This is a genomic window from Clostridium aminobutyricum (assembly GCF_017255415.1).
In the GTDB taxonomy this organism is placed as follows: Bacteria; Bacillota; Clostridia; order Peptostreptococcales; family Anaerovoracaceae; genus Aminipila; species Aminipila aminobutyrica.
In genome coordinates this window covers 169373-190565 of record NZ_JAFJZZ010000001.1, presented here as the reverse complement: position 1 = coordinate 190565, position 21193 = coordinate 169373, and the positions used below count along the sequence as shown (strand labels likewise).

Sequence of the window (21193 nt, the reverse complement as noted above, 5' to 3'; positions counted from 1 at the left end):
TATTCCTTTTTTCGCGTTTGAGCCAAGCTCATTATACCAATTTTTACGAATTCAGTAAAGCTCATTTGATAAAAAGGAACGAGATCATGTGAATATATTCATTGCTTTGTATGCAGCTCCATATTTCAAAATTATTCCTATAATTGAAAATACTACAATCCGTTAAAAAGGAGGGTGAACGTTAACTATCATACAAAATAAATTATTATTTTATAGTAATTTATAAAACACCATTGACACCTATTCCGTTCTTCATATATTGTAGTTTTCAGATAAGCGGACGTTAGTTTATTCATTTGTTATGAGGTATGATAATGAAAACATTAAAACTTGGACTTTTAGGTTTTGGAAATGCAGCAAGAGCTTTTTCAAAGATATTGGAAGAGAAGAAGAAGGAAATCATGGAAAGCATGGGGTTCGACATTATAGTCACCGGAATAACCACCGGCTCAAGAGGAAATTTATATAACCTTGACGGTATTGACTTAAAAAAAGCATGCTCAGAAATCGAACAGAAAGGGTGCTTTGATAGCTCCGGGGCAGACTATAGGTCGATGACTTCGATGGAATTCGTTGAAACGGGTGAATATGATGTCATCATTGAAATGACCCCGCTGGAGATATTTACAGGTCAGCCTGCTGCGGATCATTTAAGAAAAGCGATGGAAAGAAAGAAGCACGCTATTACTGCTAATAAAGGTCCTATTGCATGGTATTATCATGACTTGAAGAAACTGTCCGAAAAAATGAATGTGCAATTTTATTATGAAACTACGGTTATGGATGGTACCCCTCTATTTAATTTAAAAGATGAAACGCTACAACTTTGTAAAGTAATTGAGGTAAATGGTATCTTAAATACAACGACAAATTATGTTTTAGAAGAACTGGCAAAAGGAAAGGATTATGAGGATATCATAGCGGAGGGAAAGAAAAAAGGATTTGTCGAGGCAAATCCTGCTATGGATATAGAAGGATGGGACGCTGCTGCAAAAGTAACCGCACTTTTGAATGTACTGATGGATGCCGGAATAACCCCAATGGACGTGGATAGAACGGGAATTGAACAAATAACGATGGTGGATATACGGGAAGCAGAGGTGCAAGGCAAGGTGATAAAACTTCTTTGCAAAGGCACTTTAGACAATGGGAAAGTGATGGCAGCAGTAACACCTACTTTAGTAGAGCAAGGAAGCCTGCTGGCTGCTATTGAGGGAACTTCCTCTGTTATTCAAATCACGACAGATTTAATGGGTAAGCTTACTATCATTGAACATGATCCTGATTTGCTTCAGACAGGATATGGGATATTTAGTGACGTACTTCGGATCATACGAAATCATTGACACTATCGTTAAATAAAAAATCCTCCCATATTAATATCTATTCTAACATCAATCTGGAAGGATTTATTTGATTATCAGCACAAAGTTGTTTACCCTCCTTCATCTAGAAGGTTCTCTATGATTTAACCTGAAATGATTTGTACTGAAAGGGCACTGGTCTGCGGAGGGATACTCATTGTCTGGAATAATTCTCGTTCTATTCTCACTATTTGACCAGGCCGTATTGCTCGTAAATTGATTCGATTACCCCGCCGGTCTCGTAGTTTGGTTGCATTACTAACTACATACCGCATCTGACGATTAGGGTTATTTCGAACTCCGGTTAAAATGTATCCGAACGTGCCACTGTCATCAACCCTTATGACTCTTCCCTCTTCTATTAGAGAAGATTTGTTCTCTTTGACTATCACTATTCTTGATGCTCTTGCCTGTGGCGGCTTGCTTCTTGTCATATCCGCAGAAAATCTGGCATTCACAACCATACCTTCTCTTAAATCTCTAAAGCCTATTCGGTTTCCAAATTGATCTTGTATTCTTGTATTCCCTCCAACTACAAGAGTAACTACTTGCATCTGTACCATCTTATTGCGACCCATTACACCATAAGAAATCGTGACAAAACCTGTTTGATTTCTTGTAAGTATTTTCTCTATCAACGCATTTTCCGCCGTTATTTCTCTTCGTAAAGCTTCCACGCTCTTATTACCTGACAACTTCGAGGCATCATTGTCGTTTGATATATCCATGCTTTTTCTCCCCCAAATACTATTTTTACTACCATTATATTGGTTTGCTCAAATAAAGTTCTTATGAACCTTTCATTTACTTTCTGAGGAAGCGGAATAAGCACTTCTGAAAAAATATGTCTGAGACTAAAAAAACCCGCCGTCTTTATATAAATTCTTACATAAAAAAGGTGGATTTTTTGATTTTATAATGCGACTTGTTATGTTAAATACCAAGCAAAAAAGCATGAATTCTGTTCAAACATTTTGCAAGAGGCGCGCACTCTATTTCATATTTTCCATTTTCATTAAATAATGATACAAATAAAATAATCTTTGCCTTCATCGCTGATCTTCTGTAAGGAACGTTGAACCTTTGTACGAATCTGGTCAGGTACGTTGGACAGTTTGTTTTCCATCTGTTCGGTTACCATTTCGTATAATGATTTACCAAAGATGTTAGTTTCCCAAATCTTTGATGGATCGCTCTGGAATTCGGTCAGTAAGTATTTCACCAGATCTTCGGATTGTTTTTCCGTTCCAACAATCGGCGATACTTCGGTGGTAATATTCGTTCTTATGATATGTAGAGATGGTGCTTTCGCACGCAAGCAAACTCCGTATTTGTTACCCTGTTTAAAGATCTCAGGTTCCTCTAATACCATTTCACTGAGTTTTGGCTGTACAATACCGTAACCCTCTGCTTCCACTTGCACCATGGCGGTTTTTAACTTATCATAGGCTTTCTTTGAAGCAGAAAATTCTTTCAGTAGTTCAAAGAACTCGTAATCATTCTTCACTTCTTGATCCATCAATTCTTCTACTACTTTATAGAAAAGACCGCTTACCATTTCTACTTGAACATCAATATCACCTGTACCCAAATCCATATTTGAGATGTTAATAGCAGAAATGATCTCATCATCCTTTAACGTAGTAATGGATTGCTTTACCTGATCGATATTATCCAGTTTTTTAATCCATTCCTTAATACTTGCAATAACGGAGGCCTTAATCCAGTGATCCGTTGAAAGACCTTCCACAAAACCAGGGAAATAAAAGTTAATTTGAGACGCAGGAAATTGTAATAAGGCATCCTCCAATACTTGCTTTAACGCTGTTTCGCTCATTTTTGCACAGTTTAAAGCCGTAACAGGGATACCGAACTTTTCTTTCAGCTCGTTTGCCACATGAATGGCCTGATCGCTCTTCGGGTCAAGTGCATTGACAATCACAACAAAAGGCTTCTTTAACTCCTTTAATTCGCGGATAACTCGCTCTTCTGCTGCAACATAATCATTTCGGTCAATGTCTCCTATGCTTCCATCTGTCGTAATTGCTATCCCAATAGTCGAATGCTCTTTAATTACCCGTTGTGTCCCAATTTCGGCGGCATCCTCAAATGGAATTTTGTTTTCATGCCAAGGGGTACTTACCATGCGTGCCTTTCCCTCTTCTAAATGTCCAAGTGCACCCGGCACCATATAGCCCACGCAGTCAACCATTCTAAGCCTAAAATTCATATTGTCGGATAGCCGAAATGGCACAGCCTCTGCAGGTACAAATTTTGGTTCTGTAGTAGTTATCGTCCGACCTGCACCACTCTGCGGCAATTCGTCTTGGAGTCTTTCTTTCACATAGGTATTATCAATGTTTGGAACCACTAGCAAATCCATAAATCTCTTAATAAATGTAGACTTACCGGTTCTTACAGGTCCTACCACCCCCACGTAAATATCTCCCTGTGTCCTTTCCCAAATACTTTCATATATATTTGCATTTCCCATAAAAATACCCCTTCCATAAATACTGTTACAATATATGAAAGAGGTTTTCGCTTTATTCTATATTTCTTGTCTGCCTTTTAAGTTAAATTGTTTGCCTTCCGTAATCCGAACCGAAACAATTTTTCCGATCAGCTCTTCACTTCCATCAAAGTTCACCAGTTTTGAAGTTTCCGTCCTCCCTGCATAAGTATCGCTGCCGCTTTTACTTGGTCCTTCTACTAAAACCTGTTGAACCGTGTCCTCATAAGTTTTATTGATTTCACCTGAAATCTCGTTGATTCTTTTTAATAGTCGGTTAAACCGTTCATGCTTGACGTCTTCCGGAATCTGATTTTCAAAATTCTCAGCAGGCGTATCTTTTCGGATAGAGTAAATGAATGTGAAAGCAGAATCGTAACGAACTGTCTCAATCAAATCCATGGTTTCAAGAAAATCTTCCTCTGTTTCTCCCGGAAAGCCTACAATAATGTCCGTTGTGATGGCCATATTAGGAACAGCCCTTCTCAGCTTTTCAATTAAAAGTAAATAGTCTTCCTTCGTATATTTCCTGTTCATCCTTTTCAGCACTTCACTGCTTCCGGATTGTACCGGTAAATGAATGTGATTACAAAGTTTATCACAGTCGGCGAAGGCTTGAATCAGTTTGTCCGATAAGTCTTTCGGATGAGAAGTCATAAATCGAATTCGTTCCAGCCCTTCCATATCATTTAGTGTATAAATCAAATCCGCAAAATCCATGCCGTTTTCTTCTGCGGCACAATAAGCTCCTTCGTGGCTGCTTACACCGTACGAGTTAACATTTTGACCGAGAAGCACGATTTCCTTTGCTCCGGTGGCGACCAAACCCTTTACCTCATTGATAATCTCTTCCGGTCTTCTGCTTCTTTCTCTGCCTCTTGTATAAGGAACAATGCAATATGTACAAAAATTGTTGCAGCCATACATGATATTCACCAACGCTTTAAAGGCATAAAGCCTCTTCGTCGGCAATCCTTCTACAATAGCTCCGCCGCTTTCCCAAACGTCCACCAATTTTCGTCTTTCATTGATTACATTGTCTAAAAGTTCCGTGAACTGATGAATATTATGTGTGCCAAACACCAAATCCACCCATGGATATTTACTTTTTATCTCATCAATAATATGCTGCTGCTGCATCATACAGCCACAAACACAGGCAATAAAATCCGGCCTCTTTTCTTTTATCTTTTTCAATTGACCCAATGTCCCAAAAAACCGATTGTCGGCATTTTCACGAACACTGCATGTATTAATGATGACAATATCCGCATCATCTCTATTTTCTTCTGCTATCATACCCTTCTCAGACATCATTCCTGCCATAGTCTCAGAATCATGTTCATTCATCTGACATCCAAAGGTTTGTATAAAATAGCTTCTTATATCACGTCTTTTTACTGTATCCTTATTCAACGTTTGTCCTCCATAGCATTAATCGGATTTAATCCATAGCGTTCATTATACCATAAAACCGCAAATTTTCAAGTGCACAGATAGATGGAGAAAGGAGGCTTTCACTTTCAGTTTAAATGTGCACCCATCCAGTCACATATTTAATGAAACATAATATAATGTAAGTGACCAAAGGAGGTCTAACCTTATGTGTAATAGTGTTTTATCCGCTAACAATAGCAACCACAGATGTAGTCGCAATAATGGCGTTTTAGGAACTACAAACAGTTGCGGTAATGTGCTTGGAACTTCTAACGAATGCCGTAATAATGTTTTAGGCACTACAAACGAATGTAATAATGTACTTGGCGTTAGTAACAGATGTAATAATGGTGTTTTAGGAACTAACACGAATTCTTTTAGTTGTTGCTGTCGTTGTATTTGCTGCTGCGGAACTTGGTCCTAGTGTGAAATTCACGCGCCCATCTAAAGTGGGCGCTTTTTTATTATGTAGGAAATATCGCTTGCGATATTGACGGAATATCAAAAAAGTCTACGGATAAAATGCGACCGAATGGGAGCTAAAAGCTCCTCGAAGAGGAATTTTTTATATAATGACAAAAATAGTCTAGCCTGTATAAATACCTGCAGACTAGACTATTTGTATCTTTCTTATAAAAATGACGGGAGCCGTATAAAAACCATTTACACTACGGTTTCACTCTTTTTATCTCTGGTCATCAGCATGTTTACTGCATCTCGTGCATCGATTTTATCGTTGATTACTGCATAAATTCCCTCTGTAATCGGCATCTCAACACCTTCACGTTTTGCAAGCTCATAGGCTGCCTCTGTAGTAAACATCCCTTCTACGACCATGCCTACCTTTTCAACCGCTTCGGATGGTTTCATACCCTCGCCGATCATGATACCGCAGCGCCTGTTTCTGGAATGCATACTGGTACAAGTTACGATCAAATCACCAATTCCGGTAAGCCCGGAGAACGTATGAATATCGGCACCAAGCTTCACGCCTAATCTTGCTATCTCGACCATCCCTCTTGTCATCATGGCTGCCTTTGCATTATCTCCATAGCCCATTCCGTCTGATATTCCGGCACCCAGTGCAATGATGTTTTTCAGAGCTCCGCCGAGTTCTACACCAATGACGTCCCGGCTGGTATATACTCTGAATTTATCCGTCATAAAAATTTCCTGAACAACCTCCGCCAGTTCAACGTCATTGGAGGCTGCAACCACCGTAGTAGGTTGTCCGACGCCAACTTCTTCCGCATGGGAAGGTCCGGACAGCGCAACATATTTTATGGCCGGCATCTTCTCATAGGCAATTTCGGACATACGCTTTAAGGTTTTTTGCTCAATCCCCTTCGCTACATTCACTGCGATTATATCCTTCGGCATATAAGGTGCTGCCCCTTCCAGCGCACTTCTGAAATGCTGAGCCGGAGCAGAGAAAAGAATCATCTCAGCACCGTCTACCGCATCCTTTAAAGCTTCCGCAACCTGAAGATGTTCGCTGAATTGCACACCCGGCAAATACTTCCTGTTTTCTCGATTTGCTTTTAAAGCTTGAACGTGCTGCGTATCAATATCCCATATCTTGACATTATGTCCTTTATTGCTTAACGTAATGGCAAGAGCGGTCCCCCAACTTCCTGCACCGATTACACCAATTTTTTTAAAGTCACTCATTTTTACTCTCCTACTTTTTTAAGCTTATCTTAGATTCTTCCCCTTTGATGAGCCGCCCAATGTTGGCTCTATGTTTCCACAAGACGATCAAGGCCATGATTGCTCCCCATAGTAAATAGTCCGGATTATAAAAATAAGCAATAAAGGGAAAGGCTACTGCAGCTAATATCGAACCCAATGAAACCATTCTGCTGATAGCAACTGCTACCACAACAATCAGCAAGGCTGATAAGCCCATCACCGGGGATATCGCCATCAATACACCAAAAGCAGTGGCAACTCCTTTGCCTCCTTTAAATCCAAAGACTATAGGCCATATATGTCCGCAAAATACGGCTAAACCGCAGGCCATCGCGATATAATGAGCAACCTCCGGAGCAACATAGGCCCCTACAACTTTCCCCAATAATACCGCGAAAACTCCTTTCAATATATCGATCAATAAGGTTGTGACTGCCGCTTTTTTGCCAAGCACGCGAAGAACATTTGTGGTTCCTGCATTTCCGCTGCCTTCTTTCTTTATGTCCAAGCCATGCATTTTTCCAATGATAATCGCCGGCGAAATATTGCCCATACAGTATGATAGGATCACTACCGCAATACCGGCTGCTATTCCACCCCACCCAATTGAAGCAAATGACATACTACATCTCCTCTTTTTCTCCTTTTTCTCTAAATACAAACTTTAGAGAAGTACCAATAAAGCCATAGCTATCCCTAATTTTATTTTCAAGATATCGAGCATAAGAAAAATGCATCAAGTCTCTTGAGTTTACTTTAAATGAGAATAGCGGAGGTTTTACACCCACCTGCGTTGCATAATAAATCTTGAGGTGCTTACCCTTGTCGGACGGAGGCGGATTAATCATCGTCGCATCTGTAATCAAGCTGTTTAGCTGTCCGGTCGGCACCCTCATACTTCTGTTTTCTGCAACGGTCTTTGCCATAGACATCACATTGTCTACCCGCTGGCCCTTTAATACGGAGATGAATACCGAAGGTGCATAAGACATAAACGCTAATTCCTTGGCAATTTCTTTCTCAAAATTCTTCATCGTATGGGTGTCTTTTTCAAGAAGATCCCATTTGTTTACAACAACAATCAGTCCCTTCCCTGCTTCATGAGCCACTCCCGCAATCTTCTTATCCTGCTCCGTGATTCCTTCTACGGCGTCAATCATTAATAAACACACATCGCAGCGTTCTACAGCCGCAACCGCTCTGATCACACTAAACTTTTCAATATCTTCATTTACCTTGCTTTTTCTTCTTATCCCAGCCGTATCAATCAAGATAAATTCTTCACCGTCCCAAGTGAACGGAGTGTCAATCGAATCTCTTGTCGTTCCTGCAATATCCGAAACAATGACTCGGTTCTCTCCTACCAATTTATTGACAAGGGAGGATTTTCCCACATTCGGTTTTCCGATAACGGCAATCTTTGTGGTATCTTCATCATCCGTTTTCTCACCTTCCGGAAAACTTTCTACGATTTTATCAAGCACCTCACCAATTCCCATCATATTAGCAGAAGAAATGGCCAGTGGTTCTCCTAATCCAAGCTCATAAAAATCATAAAAATGGAGGGGCAGATTTTTGGGTGCATCGATTTTATTTGCCACCACAATCACGGGTTTTCCGGTTCTCCTGAGCATGGTCGCTACTTCCGTATCGGCATGTGTTAATCCATCTTTTCCGTCTACCATAAATAAAATGATATCAGACGTATCCATGGCAATTTCAGCCTGCTCTCTCATTTGAGACAAAATCACATCACTGGTATTAGCTTCAATACCACCTGTATCGATAAGGGCAAAATGAGTTCCGCACCATTCCGCCTCTGCATAAATTCGATCACGAGTTACGCCCGGTGTGTCCTCTACAATCGAGACTCTTCTTCCAACCACTCGATTGAAAAATGTTGATTTACCTACGTTTGGTCTCCCAACCACGGCAACTAACGGTTTACTCATTAAATAGTCCTCCTGCAAATTCCGCCGGATCAAATTCTTTCAAATCGTTCATTCCTTCGCCAACACCAATGAACTTTACAGGCATGTTGAATTCATCTGCGATGGTTATTACAATACCACCCTTCGCGGTTCCATCCAGTTTTGTTAAAACAATACCGGTGATATCCGTTATTTCGCCAAATTCTCTTGCCTGTGATACGGCATTTTTCCCTGTTGTTGAATCAAGCACCAATAGTGTCTCTCTTGCAGCTTCAGGGTATTCTCTTCCAATAATTTTATTCATTTTCTCCAGCTCGGTCATCAGATTCTTCTTGGTCTGAATTCTTCCGGCTGTGTCGCAAATCAGCACATCAATATTCTTCGCTTTTGCAGATTGAATCGCATCAAATATAACGGCTGAAGGGTCGGCGCCTTCATGATGGCTTATGACATTCACACCGATGCGATCGCCCCAAATTTCAAGCTGTTCTCCCGCAGCTGCCCGAAAGGTATCCGCTGCAGCAAGAAGAACTGATTTTCCTTCATTTTTAAAGCGACTAGCCATTTTAGCAATGGAAGTAGTCTTACCGCCTCCATTCACACCGATTACAAGAATGACCAGCGGCGTATCCTCACATATCTGATGGGCCTCCCCCTTATCGATCAGCTCTCTTACGATGCTGGCAATCTGAGCTTTTACTTGCTCTTCCGTGGTAATACCCATTTTTCGAATATCTTCTCTCAGTTGTTCGATAATTTTCATCGTGGTTTCCATGCCTATATCCGAAGTGATTAACACTTCTTCCAATTCTTCCAGCATGGATTCATCCACTGTGCGGCCTAAAAAAACCTCAGAAATTTTCTCAGACAGCTTACCGAAAAACGATTTTTTTGGTTTTTCAAAAAGCATTGATTTCTCCTTTATTAGTTTTCCTATTTAACGATTTTAATTCAAATCGATTTTATCCCCGAGCTTAAGAGACAGAACCTTTGAAATGCCTTGCTCCGGCATTGTAACTCCATATAATACGTCCGCATGCTCCATGGTTGTTTTTTGATGGGTAACTAAAGTAAACTGTATATTGTCAAAATTCTTCAGATACCTTGCAAATCGTTCAATATTTGCATCATCCAGAGCCGCCTCCACCTCATCCAAAATACAGAAAGGCGTTGGCTTTGAGCGAAGGACAGCAAACATCAAGGCTATCGCTGTCATCGTTTTTTCACCTCCGGACATAAGGTTTAGATTCTGGAGCTTTTTCCCAGGAGGTTGTGCGATAATCTCTATGCCGCATTCCAACGGCCTCGTTTCATCCTCCAGCCTTAGCATAGCCTGTCCGCCGCCAAATAATTCTTGAAAGACATGTTCAAAATTCACTACAATATCATCAAAGCTCTCTTTAAATTTGATTCGAATGGTTTTATCCATATCCTCAATAATCTGCTTTAGTGAATCCATGGCTTGCAATATATCGCTTCTCTGACCGGATAAGAATTCATAGCGTTCACGAACCGATTCATATTCCTTAATTGCACCGATATTCACTTCACCTAGCGCTTTAATCTTCGTCTTCAATTCACGAATCTCTTTTACTGCTGCATTCATATTGAATTCTTTTTTCTTAAAATCAATAGCCTGCAAATAGGAAACTTCGAATTCTTCCCACAATTTATTCTTATACGTATCCAGCTGAGTTTCATTCCTCGCCTTTTTTATCTCCAGCTCATATTTTTTGTCCTGACTGGACGTGATCTTTCCTTCCATAGACTCTCTGGAGACTGTCTTTTCATTCAGCTGATGCGTAAGATTTGTACGCTCTTCGGTGATCTCTTCAATATACCTTTCCAGGTTCTCCCGTGCCGCTTCTTTTTCCTTTATCAGCGTCTCGCCGCCATCACCGGAAGCATTCAATAGTTCACGATCCGCTTTCAGTTTGTCCAAAGCGTGCTCTCTTTCCTCCATATCCGCTTTTATTTCCTGAACAGTAAGATTAATTCGTCCTACAATGGTATCGACATTTCGTTTCTCACTTTCACAAGAGGTCACATCAATTCTTGCCTTGGTAATCGCCTCATTTGCCTCTTCAATTTCATCTTTTATCTGATCATAGGCAGTAAGGTTCTCATCAATTCTTGCTTCCAATTCTTCAATTTTCGCTTGATCGGACTCAAGCTCATCGGTGAGCTTGGCAATCATCTGATCGGCAGAATCCTTTTCCTGCTGGATATTATCAAACTCTCTTTGACGTTTATTTTTACCATCCGTCAATTCTTTCATGCTGTTTTCATATACTGAAATACTATTCTCAGCAGAGAGCAGCTTCAATTCCTTTTCCCTGTGTTCTTTTTCAAGTTCTTGAAGCCTATTGTACTGGTTTTCAATCTGGTCTCTTAACGCTGTAAGCTCCAAAGAAAGCTTGTCCTTTTCGGAAGAATAGTTCTCAAGCCGCTCCTGAAGCGCAGCAATCTCTGCCTTTCTTTCTAACAGATTTGCCGTATTGTTTTTAAAGGCTCCTCCCGTTATCGCACCGCCTGAGTTGATGACTTCTCCTTCCATCGTTACGAAGCGAAGACCTCCGGAAACTTGTTTTGAAAGTTTCACGGCATTGGAAAGAGTATCTACAATAATCACTCTTCCTAAAAGATATTCCATAACTCCTTTGAACCTGCGGTCGAAATCAATGCAATCGACACCAAGTCCTTTAAAGCCTACTGTATTTTTTATTTGGCTGTCACAAACATATGGATTGCTTCTGATTGAATCGATAGGCAGCAGCGTTAGTCTTCCTGCTTTATTCGCTTTCAATGAAGCGATAATATGCTGTGCATCATTGTCCGACTGGCAGATAATGTTCTGCATCGAAGCCCCCAGCGCAGTCTCAATAGCCAATTCAAACCCTTGGGGTACGGTAATCAAATCTGCAACGACGCCATGCACTCCTTTAAAGCTGTTTTTCATCACATATTTAACAGCGTAATTATACCCCTCATAATTGCTCTCCATCTCTTCAATCGTCTTTTTTCTTGCAGAGAGCTGACTGATGGAAATTCGACTATCTTCTGTCTTCTTGGTTAAATCTTTTTCATTCAATACTGCAGTTTGATGCTTTTGCCTCAACTCTTTGATTTCATCCGTAATTTCGGCAAGGGATGACTTTAAATCATCCCGGTTTTTCACCGCCGATTGCTGGACTTCCAAGATGTCATTATTCTGATTTTCTGCAGAATCTTTTTCTTGAAGCAGCTGCTCTTTTCGTCTGTCCAAATTGCTCTTCAGATTCTCTAAACTGTTAATTTCCGCTTTCTTTGTGCTGCTATTATTATGTACTTGGAACAACGAATTCTTATCTTCATCGATCCGAGCTGATACTTGGCTTTGCTTTGATAACAGCCCTGTGTAAACTTTTACCCTCGCTTTTAACTGTTGATCCAACTCAGCCATTTTTAGATCAATTTGAGTTTTTGATTTTGTCAGCTCCTGAAGGTTCTGCTCTTCTTTCTCAAGTTTGTGAGCAAACACTTCCTTTTCACTGTTTAATCGCAGCTCTTCTTTTTCCATAGAAGCAATTTTTTCTTCTTTCAATTTACCGTCATGAACCAGCAGATTGATTTCCTCCATGCTTTTAACGAGCTTGTCCCTCGCTTCATTGCTCAATGTTTCAAGCGCCTCGCTTCTCGATCTGCTCTCTGTAATTTCTTTATCTAATACGACTTTTTTTTCTTTTAATTCATCAATTTCAAAAGAAAGCTCTGCAATATCGTCTTTTAAGTATTCATTGCTCAGTTCGATATTCTCAATGCTCTTTAACGTAACATTGATTTCAAGCTCTTTATATTGATCCCGAAAGGCTAAATATTCGGTTGCCTTTTGGCTGTCTTCCTTCAACCCGCCGATTCTGGATTCAATTTCTCCGACGATGTCATTAACACGCTCCAAATTCGCATTAGCGGCCTCCAGTTTTCTCTCTGCTTCCGCCTTCTTGCTGCTATATTTTACAATGCCGGCAGCCTCTTCAAAAATTTCTCTTCGGCTTTCGGTCTTATTGCTTACTATATCTGCGATCTTACCTTGTCCGATTAAAGAATATCCGTCAACCCCGATACCTGTATCCATGATGAGTTCCCGAATATCCTTCAACCTGCATTGATTATTGTTGATATAATACTCGCTCTCACCGGATCGAAAGACACGCCTCGTGATGGCTACTTCACTGTAGTCAATGGGCAATATGCCGGTAGAATTATCAATAACAAGAACGACCTCTGCCATTCCTCTTGATTTTCGGCTGGCGGTACCTGCAAAAATAACATCTTCCATCTTACCGCCTCGCAGCGTCTTTGGACTCTGTTCTCCCAGTACCCATCGTATGGCATCGCTGATATTACTTTTACCGCTCCCGTTTGGGCCTACGATACAAGTAATACCATGATTAAATTCTATAGAAACCGGTTCTGCAAATGATTTAAAGCCGTGCATATCTATTCTTTTAAAATACATTTGTCTCCCCACTTTCTAACGCATCTTTCGCAGCATTCTGCTCCGCTGCCTTTTTACTCTTTCCTACACCTTTTCCGATGATACTGCCATTGCAAAAAAGCAACATATAGAAGGTTTTATCATGATCCGGGCCTTCTTCTTTGTCGATTTGATATTCAATCTTTACATCCCCATTCGCTTGCAAGGTTTCCTGAAGCTCCGTTTTATAGTCCTTCTTCATTTTGCCGCACAAGGCATTTTCGATCGTCTTCTCAAAGGTTTCCAAAACAAATTTTTTTGTTGCTTCATAGCCTCCATCGAGAAAGATAGCTGCCACGACGGCCTCTAAAGCATCTGCTAAAATCGACTCCCGATTTCGTCCTCCCATGCGTTCTTCGCCTTTACCCATGAAAAGATATTGTCCAAGCTGCAAATTTCTCGCCTGTTCTGCTAGGGATTTCTCACATACAATGAATGCTCTTAACTTAGTCAGTTTTCCTTCACTCACATCTTCTAAGCGATTATAGAGTTCTTCACTGATGATGGCATCAAAAAAAGCATCGCCAAGAAACTCAAGCCGTTCATTGTTTTTACTGCATCGTTCACTTTTCTCCTTCACAAAAGAACTGTGTGTCAGTGCCTTTTCGAGATATTTTGTGTTTTTGAATTCATAGTTTAAGTTTTTCTGAAATTCAAGCTTATTCACTTATCTTAATTTCCTCCAGTTCAAGTACTGAATTTTGAATGGTCTGTACAACATTTTGCTCGGCATATGGTATGGCTTTCAAAATCGTATTTTTTACAGCGTTTGCATTGGATGAACCATGCATCTTTACAAGCGGTCCTTTGACACCTAAAATCGGTGCTCCGCCGTATTCAGAGTAATCAAACTCCTTCTTTAATCCCTTCAATTTATCGTAAAGAAGTACTGCGCCCATTTTAGCCATCAAGCCTGCTGTTAACCTCTTTTTAAGCAAACCATAAATGCTAAGCGCCATCCCTTCCGTCAATTTTAAAATAACATTGCCTACAAAACCGTCGCATACAATCACGTCACTTGCACCGAAAGGAATTTCTCTCGCTTCCACATTTCCTCTAAAGTTTAGGTTGCTCTTTTCCAATAATTCATGGGCTGCTTTCGTCACAGTCGTTCCCTTTGTTTCTTCCGCTCCGATGTTAACTAAGCCTACGGAAGGGTTCGTTCTTCCTAATACTTTTTCCATGTAAATGCTGCCCATTGTAGCAAATTCCAATAGATTTTCCGGCTTACATTCTGAATTTGCACCGGCATCCACTAATAGAGAAGCCTGTCCTCCAAGAATCGGATAAATAGTTGCCAATGCCGGCCTATCTATCCCTTGAATTCTTCCCAATATAAATAATCCGCCTGCCATCAAGGCGCCCGAATTTCCGGCGGAAATAAATAAATCGCCCTCTCCGTTCTTCACCATGTTGATTCCTACAACCATGGAAGACTCTTTTTTCGTACGAACTGCCTTTACCGGAGTATCCTCATTGGTAATGACATCACTTGCGTGTTTTACTATAATCTGATTTTGATCGTACTTATGTTTTTTCAGTTCTGCATGAATTTTTGTTTCATCCCCAACGATCACAATGGTATGCGGCATGTCCTTGATTGCCTGTATTGCTCCGTTCACTATCTCAGCAGGTGCGTTATCTCCACCCATTCCATCTAAAATTATCTTCATCGTTTTACCTCGTATGATCTTCCGTTTTAACGGAACCTCTTTTATATATATGTTTTACCTAAAAATCATTAAAATTATGCAACATATAATATATCATAAACATGCATAAAATTCAAGAAAAGAAGCCATTATATAGCAATTACCATGTGTTTTTCAACAAATAAGGCATTATTCTTCAATTTTAAGGATGGAAACCTCATACGCTATTTTGCTGATCACATTTCCGTCAGCATCTCTTTTTTTATATTCCCTGCTCTGGATTCTTCCTACAATAGACAATCTCGTTCCGACTTCCAAACTGCCTGCATAGGTCGCATTCCGGCCCCACGCGATACAAGGTATATAATCCGACTTGTTATACATCCTGTTCACTGCAAGCATCAAATCACAAAGCTCTCGTCCCAGAGGAGAAGTTCTTCGAATCGGCAATTTGCATAGAAAACCTGTCAGTGAGATATTATTTTCATGAGGCAATTCTTCTTCCAAATAAGTAATTGTTCTTGCAAAAACTACAATATTAAGCTTGCTGTGTCCTTCCGTTTCTTCGTTATACGTACGAACCTGTCCTTCCACTTGCAAACAATCCCCTATATTTATGTATAAATCCCAAATCAGTCTTTCAGAGATAATGACTTTGATTTCATCTCGATATCCGCTTTTCCTGTCTATACCTAATTGGATGATGTAAAAACTTTCGCCATAGGATTTATGGCTGAACATCAAATCAGTTAAAACAATTCCGACCAGTACTGCTCGATTGCTTTCTCCCCTCATTTCATCTACTACACTAACCTGCCCGTTTTCCATCCGTTTTTCCCCCTCTTGATTTCTCTGGTATTCTATATTGTATTAAGAAGAAATTGATTTATTCATATTCTTATGGATTCCGGCGGAAATCTTGGCTAAGGGAAAAAAACAACCCTTGATTCCTATATTAGGAACATCAGGGTCGTTGATATTTTATAATATTTTGCTTAAAAAGCTCTTTGTTCGTTCGTTTTTGGTCTCATTGAAAATCTCTTGAGGGGTGCCCTGTTCCATGATAACGCCTTCATCCATAAATAAAATGCGATCGGCCACTTCTCGTGCAAATCCCATTTCATGGGTTACAATGACCATGGTCATTCCCTTTTCAGCAAGGTCTCTCATAACAGCTAACACTTCTCCTACCATCTCCGGATCAAGTGCAGAAGTTGGTTCGTCAAAAAGCATAAATTCAGGATTCATTGCCAAGGCACGTGCTATTGCCGCACGTTGTTTTTGACCGCCGGAAAGAGAACTTGGATAGACATTCGCTTTATCCTCTAATCCGACTTTGTCCAGCAGTTGCCTCGCTGTTTTATCTGCCTCTTCCTTTGACATTTTCTTGACGCGAATCGGAGCCAAGGTAATATTCTCAAGAGTGGTCATATGAGGAAACAGATTAAAGTTTTGGAACACCATGCCCAATTTTTGCCTCATTTGATTCAAATTTGCATTCTTCGTATTGATCTGCTCTCCGTCAATAAAGATTTCTCCGCTCGTTGGTTCTTCCAGTAGGTTGAGGCATCTTAGAAAAGTACTTTTTCCGGAACCGGAAGGTCCGATAACACAAACCACTTCTCCATCTTCCACTCTTTCAGTAATCCCCTTGAGAACCTGTAGGGCTCCGTAAGATTTTGTTAAATTATTTACTTCGATCACTTTGTGCCATCCTCCTCTCTAAGAAGCTTACCCCCCTTGACAATGGAATTGTCAAGGTCAAATAAACAAATGCCGTACCTAAATAAGCCGGCCACGCCAAAAATGTTGCGGATGACCACAGCATACTTTTTCGGGTGATTTCAACAATTGAAATGACGGACAGCACCGCACTCTCTTTAATTAGGGTAATAAATTCATTTCCCAACGCAGGCAAAATGATTCGAAATGCCTGCGGTATAATGATAAACCGCATGGACTGAAAATGTCCCATTCCAAGAGATCGCGCCGCCTCCATCTGCCCCTTATCGATTGCTTGAAGACCGGATCGAATAATTTCTGCCACATAAGCAGAGCTGTTAATTCCGCAAGCGATCATACCCGCTACAACCGGATATTCCCATTTAAACATAATCCCATTGGATTGTAAAATCATAGGAACACCGTTATAAATGATTAAAGCTTGTACAAGCAACGGCGTACCTCTGAGTATTTCAATATAAACGTTTGCTATTGCCCTTAAGACTAGATTTTTAGACATTTTACATATCGCTACGATCAAACCGATCGAAACACCTAATAATACCGCAACAAGCGTAATCTGTAATGTCACACCCAATCCACTATATGCTATTTTTATTCCATCAATATAGTTACTCAAAACTAATTCCTCCTTGTAGATTTCGAGTGAATGCTATGCCTTTTAGCCACTTACCGCTAGAACTTAGGTGTAAATGAGCCGCCCTTTGAGCTGGGGAATTCCCGTATAGCACCTACCAGACCTTTGCTTGCGCAAATGATGTTAGGTGCGTAATAAAAGGTTTGCTTAAAAAAGCAAACCTTTTAATATACTCGTGTCAAATTTTTAAATAGTAATTATTCAAACCACTTTGCATATAATTCGTCAAATTTGCCGCTGTCCTTAATGTTCTTCATACCGGCGTTAATCTTATCAAGAAGCTCTTGGTTTCCTTTTTTCACTGCAATTCCATAGGCTTCAGCATTTAACACGTCTCCAACGATCTGGATTGTGCCAGGCTGTGCATCAATATATGCTTTTGTCACCGGAAGGTCATTGATCAGTGCATCGATTGTTCCGTTCTGTAAATCCATAACTGCTACATCCAATCCGTTATAGATCTTCGCTTCTTTTACTTTGCCTTCTGTTTGAAGCTTCTGGCAAAGGTCTGCACCGGTTGTTCCGATCTGGCCGCCTACCTTCATATCAGCAGTAATCGCCCCTAAAGAAGTAATGGTTGTATTGCCTTTCTTTACCGCTACCACTAGCCCTGAGTCATAGTATGTATCGGAAAAATCAACCTGCTCTCTTCTATCGTCACTTGCATTCATACCGGAAGCAATAATATCAATATTTCCCGCCTGCAATGCAGGGATCAGTCCATCAAAGCTCATATTTTCCCATTTTAATTCAAAGCCCTGATCTTCTGCAATGGCTTCCATCATATCTACATCAAATCCTGTAAGCTCGCCGGTTTGCTTATCGGTTGTATCAAAAGGAGGGAAGGTCGGTTCCATCGCTACCTTATAAACAGGTTTTTGATCTGCATCTTTGTTTGTATCAGCTCCGCCGCAAGCTCCAAAAGTAAACGCCACTATCATCACTAGAGCAAGCGCTACTATTTTTTTCATATTCATTTTCATCTTATGTACCTCTCTTATTATTTTATTCATAATATGCATTATTATTTATGTCACACGGCTAACTATACATCTTAAGGGACAAAATTTCAACTATTTTTTGTATATTTTCACTGTTTCTTTAAATATGTATAAAAAAACATACCATCTTTTTTGGATGGTATGCATAAAAACTTTCATTTATTTCGTTTTACACTGCTTTCCGGTATGATCCATTTTATAGTCCTTATAGTAAATCAATTCCCCGATCGGAACAATTTTGAATCCCTGCTTTTGAAGATTCTCAAGAACCAAAGGCAAATATTCCGTTACTTTTTCCGCATTGTTATGGAATAAAATGATATCTCCCGGTTTCACCTCTCTGGTTACTCGATCAACAATCTGTTCCGTAGAGATGTTTTTCCAATCCAAGCTGTCGACAGACCACTGTATGACCTTATAGCCTTGCGCTTCACAGGTGGAAATTACGGTATTATTGTAATCACCGAACGGCGGCCTGAACAAGGTGGTTTTCTCCCCGGTAATCTTTTCAATTGCCTGCGAAGTCTCGGAAAGTTCTGCAATCATCTTATCTTCCGAAAGCTCGGTCATCTTCGGATGGGTTGCCGAATGGTTTCCGATCTCGTGACCTCTTGCATGAATCTCCGCTACATCAGCAGGATAGGTTTCCGCCCAGAACTTTACCAAGAAGAATGTTGTTTTTACATTGTATTGGTCTAGAATATCCAGAATTGCAACTGTGCTTTCATCTCCCCATGCCGCATCAAAACTGATCGCAATCTTTTTCTCAGCTGTTTGCACACTATATATAGGCAGCTCACGATTAGGGCTCAAAACCGAGCTCAGTGCGGCACTTACATTGACCGCTTGAAAAATCCACATGACCGCACCAAAAGCTAAGACCACCGCAATAACCTTCGCTAATATTTTCATGAATAGTATCCCTCCTACTTGGACAATTATGACATTTGACACTACTAATGATATGCCGCTAAAATAAAAACATGATTACAACCATATGCGTTTTATTCACAGATTTTTTGAAAGCAAAATAGAACCTTTCCAAACTAGTATTTTACAATAAAAAAAAGGGCTCCTCAAAAGCTCTTATGAGTTCACTCACATCCTTTTAAGACAGCCCCTTATCTATTATTTAGTGAATATCCAGTCTCATCACTTCCGGGTAACAAGTCGCGTTATATTGTTCGCAAGTAGCGCATTCAAAGAACGTCGGAGCGTCTTCTCTGGAGACCGTTACAAAGCCTCGTTTTCTGAAAAATTCAGGAGCTCTTGCAACCAGAAAGATCCGGTTGCCTCCCAATGTTTTTACTTCCTCAATGGCCTTGTTTAAAATGATCTTACCGATTTTCATTTTTCTGTATTCCGGTTCCACTGCAATGCCATCAATAATAAATTCTCCTTGACGTTTTGCAAGAGCTAATCCGGCCGCTAAAAATTGTTCCTCGCCATGTGTAATCTTCCAACATTTCACCACATCTGTGCGAACCGGTTCTTCCTTGGAAAACTCTAGCCCGTTTTTCATAAATAAATCTGTTAACGCATCATACTCTTTCGTCTGTGATAATTTTAATCTTAAACCATGCATTTTCTATTCCTTCTTCTTAATAAACAGCCTCCACGATTGTTCCGCCGCCAACGACTATATCACCATGATAGAATACCGCTGCCTGACCAGGAGTGATGGCTCTTTGCTTTTCATCAAAAATGACCTTTACTTTTCCGTTTTCTGCAGGTTCGATTACTGCTCCAACTTCCTTCATAGAATATCTGGCTTTGGCAGTAATCCTCATAGGCTCTGTCAAGTTTTCTATGGAGATAAAATTCAGGTCCTCTACTATCATTCCTTGCGCAAATAAATCCTCATTGTTTCCAAGCATAACCGTATTGCTGGACTTGTCTTTTTTCAGCACATACATTGGTTTTCCGAAAGTTTGAGACAAGCCCTTTCGCTGTCCTATAGTATAATGGATGATTCCCTGATGTCTTCCGATTTTATCTCCTTGTTTATCAACAAAGTTCCCCGGTTTTGCTTCAACACCCATGACCTGCTGTAAAAAACCTGCATAATCTCCATCCTTCACAAAACAGATGTCTTGGCTATCCGGTTTTAATGCGTTGATAAAACCTTCTCTCTTTGCAATTTCACGAATTTGATCTTTTGACATGCCTCCGAGGGGAAACAATGTCTTCGATAATTCATGTTGGGTCAATGTATATAACACATAACTCTGATCTTTATTGGGGTCAGCTCCCTTCTTTAAGAGGTAGCGTCCCGAAACAGGATCTTTCTCTATCTGTGCATAATGCCCGGTCGCAATGTAATCAAACTCTAAAAACAATGCACGTTCCAGCATCCTGCTGAATTTTATATATCGGTTACAGTCTATACAAGGATTCGGGGTTTTGCCGTCTTCATAGTCATGAGCAAATTTGCCTACTACATCCTGTAAAAAACTTTCCCCGTAATTAAATACATAATGTCTGCATCCAAGTCGATCCGCAACGCTCCTTGCATCCTGCACGTCAGACAAAGAGCAGCAAGTTCTCGTCTTGTCCTCAATGCCAATATCTTCGTTATCAAAAAGCTTCAGAGTTACACCACTAACCTCATATCCTTGCTGTTTTAACAGATATGCAGATACCGAGCTGTCCACTCCACCGCTCATACCAACTAATACTTTCGCCATTGCTAAATCTCCTACTATCAA

At 40.3% G+C, this 21193-nt stretch carries 18 protein-coding genes; 1 reads left to right on the top strand and 17 read right to left on the bottom strand.

What is annotated here, in order from left to right:
- The first annotated feature begins 314 nt into the window (after positions 1-314).
- Positions 315-1346, top strand: coding sequence for a hypothetical protein (locus JYB65_RS00960; protein ID WP_245156552.1), 1032 nt, complete (start codon positions 315-317; stop codon positions 1344-1346).
- A gap of 122 nt (positions 1347-1468) precedes the next feature.
- Here JYB65_RS00960 and JYB65_RS00955 read toward each other — a convergent pair whose 3' ends face one another.
- From JYB65_RS00955 to mnmA, 17 genes are all read right to left on the bottom strand, one after another.
- Complete coding sequence (locus JYB65_RS00955) at positions 1469-2092, bottom strand: hypothetical protein (RefSeq protein WP_206580711.1); 624 nt, start codon at positions 2090-2092, stop codon at positions 1469-1471.
- Positions 2093-2379: 287 nt separating this feature from the next.
- On the bottom strand, positions 2380-3858 hold the full coding sequence (gene spoIVA / locus JYB65_RS00950; protein WP_206580710.1) for a stage IV sporulation protein A: 1479 nt from the start codon (positions 3856-3858) through the stop codon (positions 2380-2382).
- A gap of 57 nt (positions 3859-3915) precedes the next feature.
- Positions 3916-5292 (bottom strand): tRNA (N6-isopentenyl adenosine(37)-C2)-methylthiotransferase MiaB, encoded by a 1377-nt coding sequence (miaB, locus tag JYB65_RS00945; protein WP_280634473.1) that lies wholly within the window; start codon positions 5290-5292, stop codon positions 3916-3918.
- A gap of 684 nt (positions 5293-5976) precedes the next feature.
- The gene (locus JYB65_RS00940) at positions 5977-6984 is read right to left on the bottom strand and encodes an NAD(P)H-dependent glycerol-3-phosphate dehydrogenase (protein WP_206580709.1); all 1008 of its coding nucleotides are present in this window, start codon (positions 6982-6984) and stop codon (positions 5977-5979) included.
- A gap of 10 nt (positions 6985-6994) precedes the next feature.
- Positions 6995-7627 (bottom strand): glycerol-3-phosphate 1-O-acyltransferase PlsY, encoded by a 633-nt coding sequence (gene plsY / locus JYB65_RS00935; protein ID WP_206580708.1) that lies wholly within the window; start codon positions 7625-7627, stop codon positions 6995-6997.
- A 1-nt stretch (position 7628) separates the two neighbouring features.
- Complete coding sequence (gene der / locus JYB65_RS00930) at positions 7629-8957, bottom strand: ribosome biogenesis GTPase Der (protein ID WP_206580707.1); 1329 nt, start codon at positions 8955-8957, stop codon at positions 7629-7631.
- Positions 8950-9846, bottom strand: a complete 897-nt coding sequence (gene ftsY / locus JYB65_RS00925) for a signal recognition particle-docking protein FtsY (RefSeq protein WP_206580706.1) — start codon at positions 9844-9846, stop codon at positions 8950-8952. Before ftsY ends, der begins: the two co-directional genes overlap by 8 nt.
- Before the next feature lie 36 nt (positions 9847-9882).
- Positions 9883-13434, bottom strand: coding sequence for a chromosome segregation protein SMC (smc, locus tag JYB65_RS00920; RefSeq protein ID WP_206580705.1), 3552 nt, complete (start codon positions 13432-13434; stop codon positions 9883-9885).
- Positions 13424-14119 (bottom strand): ribonuclease III, encoded by a 696-nt coding sequence (gene rnc / locus JYB65_RS00915; protein ID WP_206580704.1) that lies wholly within the window; start codon positions 14117-14119, stop codon positions 13424-13426. Before rnc ends, smc begins: the two co-directional genes overlap by 11 nt.
- On the bottom strand, positions 14112-15125 hold the full coding sequence (plsX, locus tag JYB65_RS00910; protein WP_206580703.1) for a phosphate acyltransferase PlsX: 1014 nt from the start codon (positions 15123-15125) through the stop codon (positions 14112-14114). Before plsX ends, rnc begins: the two co-directional genes overlap by 8 nt.
- A 168-nt stretch (positions 15126-15293) precedes the next feature.
- Positions 15294-15932, bottom strand: coding sequence for a single-stranded DNA-binding protein (locus tag JYB65_RS00905; protein ID WP_245156551.1), 639 nt, complete (start codon positions 15930-15932; stop codon positions 15294-15296).
- A 153-nt stretch (positions 15933-16085) separates the two neighbouring features.
- Complete coding sequence (locus JYB65_RS00900) at positions 16086-16808, bottom strand: ATP-binding cassette domain-containing protein (protein ID WP_206580702.1); 723 nt, start codon at positions 16806-16808, stop codon at positions 16086-16088.
- Complete coding sequence (locus tag JYB65_RS00895; RefSeq protein ID WP_206580701.1) at positions 16792-17466, bottom strand: amino acid ABC transporter permease; 675 nt, start codon at positions 17464-17466, stop codon at positions 16792-16794. The genes JYB65_RS00900 and JYB65_RS00895 overlap by 17 nt, the downstream gene beginning before the upstream one ends.
- Before the next feature lie 215 nt (positions 17467-17681).
- Positions 17682-18467 (bottom strand): basic amino acid ABC transporter substrate-binding protein, encoded by a 786-nt coding sequence (locus JYB65_RS00890; RefSeq protein WP_206580700.1) that lies wholly within the window; start codon positions 18465-18467, stop codon positions 17682-17684.
- Between the two features lie 177 nt (positions 18468-18644).
- On the bottom strand, positions 18645-19397 hold the full coding sequence (locus tag JYB65_RS00885; RefSeq protein ID WP_206580699.1) for a polysaccharide deacetylase family protein: 753 nt from the start codon (positions 19395-19397) through the stop codon (positions 18645-18647).
- A 220-nt stretch (positions 19398-19617) separates the two neighbouring features.
- Positions 19618-20070 (bottom strand): GNAT family N-acetyltransferase, encoded by a 453-nt coding sequence (locus tag JYB65_RS00880; RefSeq protein ID WP_206580698.1) that lies wholly within the window; start codon positions 20068-20070, stop codon positions 19618-19620.
- Positions 20071-20086: 16 nt separating this feature from the next.
- Positions 20087-21172 carry a tRNA 2-thiouridine(34) synthase MnmA gene (gene mnmA, locus JYB65_RS00875; protein WP_206580697.1) on the bottom strand — a complete coding sequence of 362 codons (1086 nt, stop codon included), beginning with the start codon at positions 21170-21172 and terminating at the stop codon, positions 20087-20089.
- Positions 21173-21193: the final 21 nt, after the last annotated feature.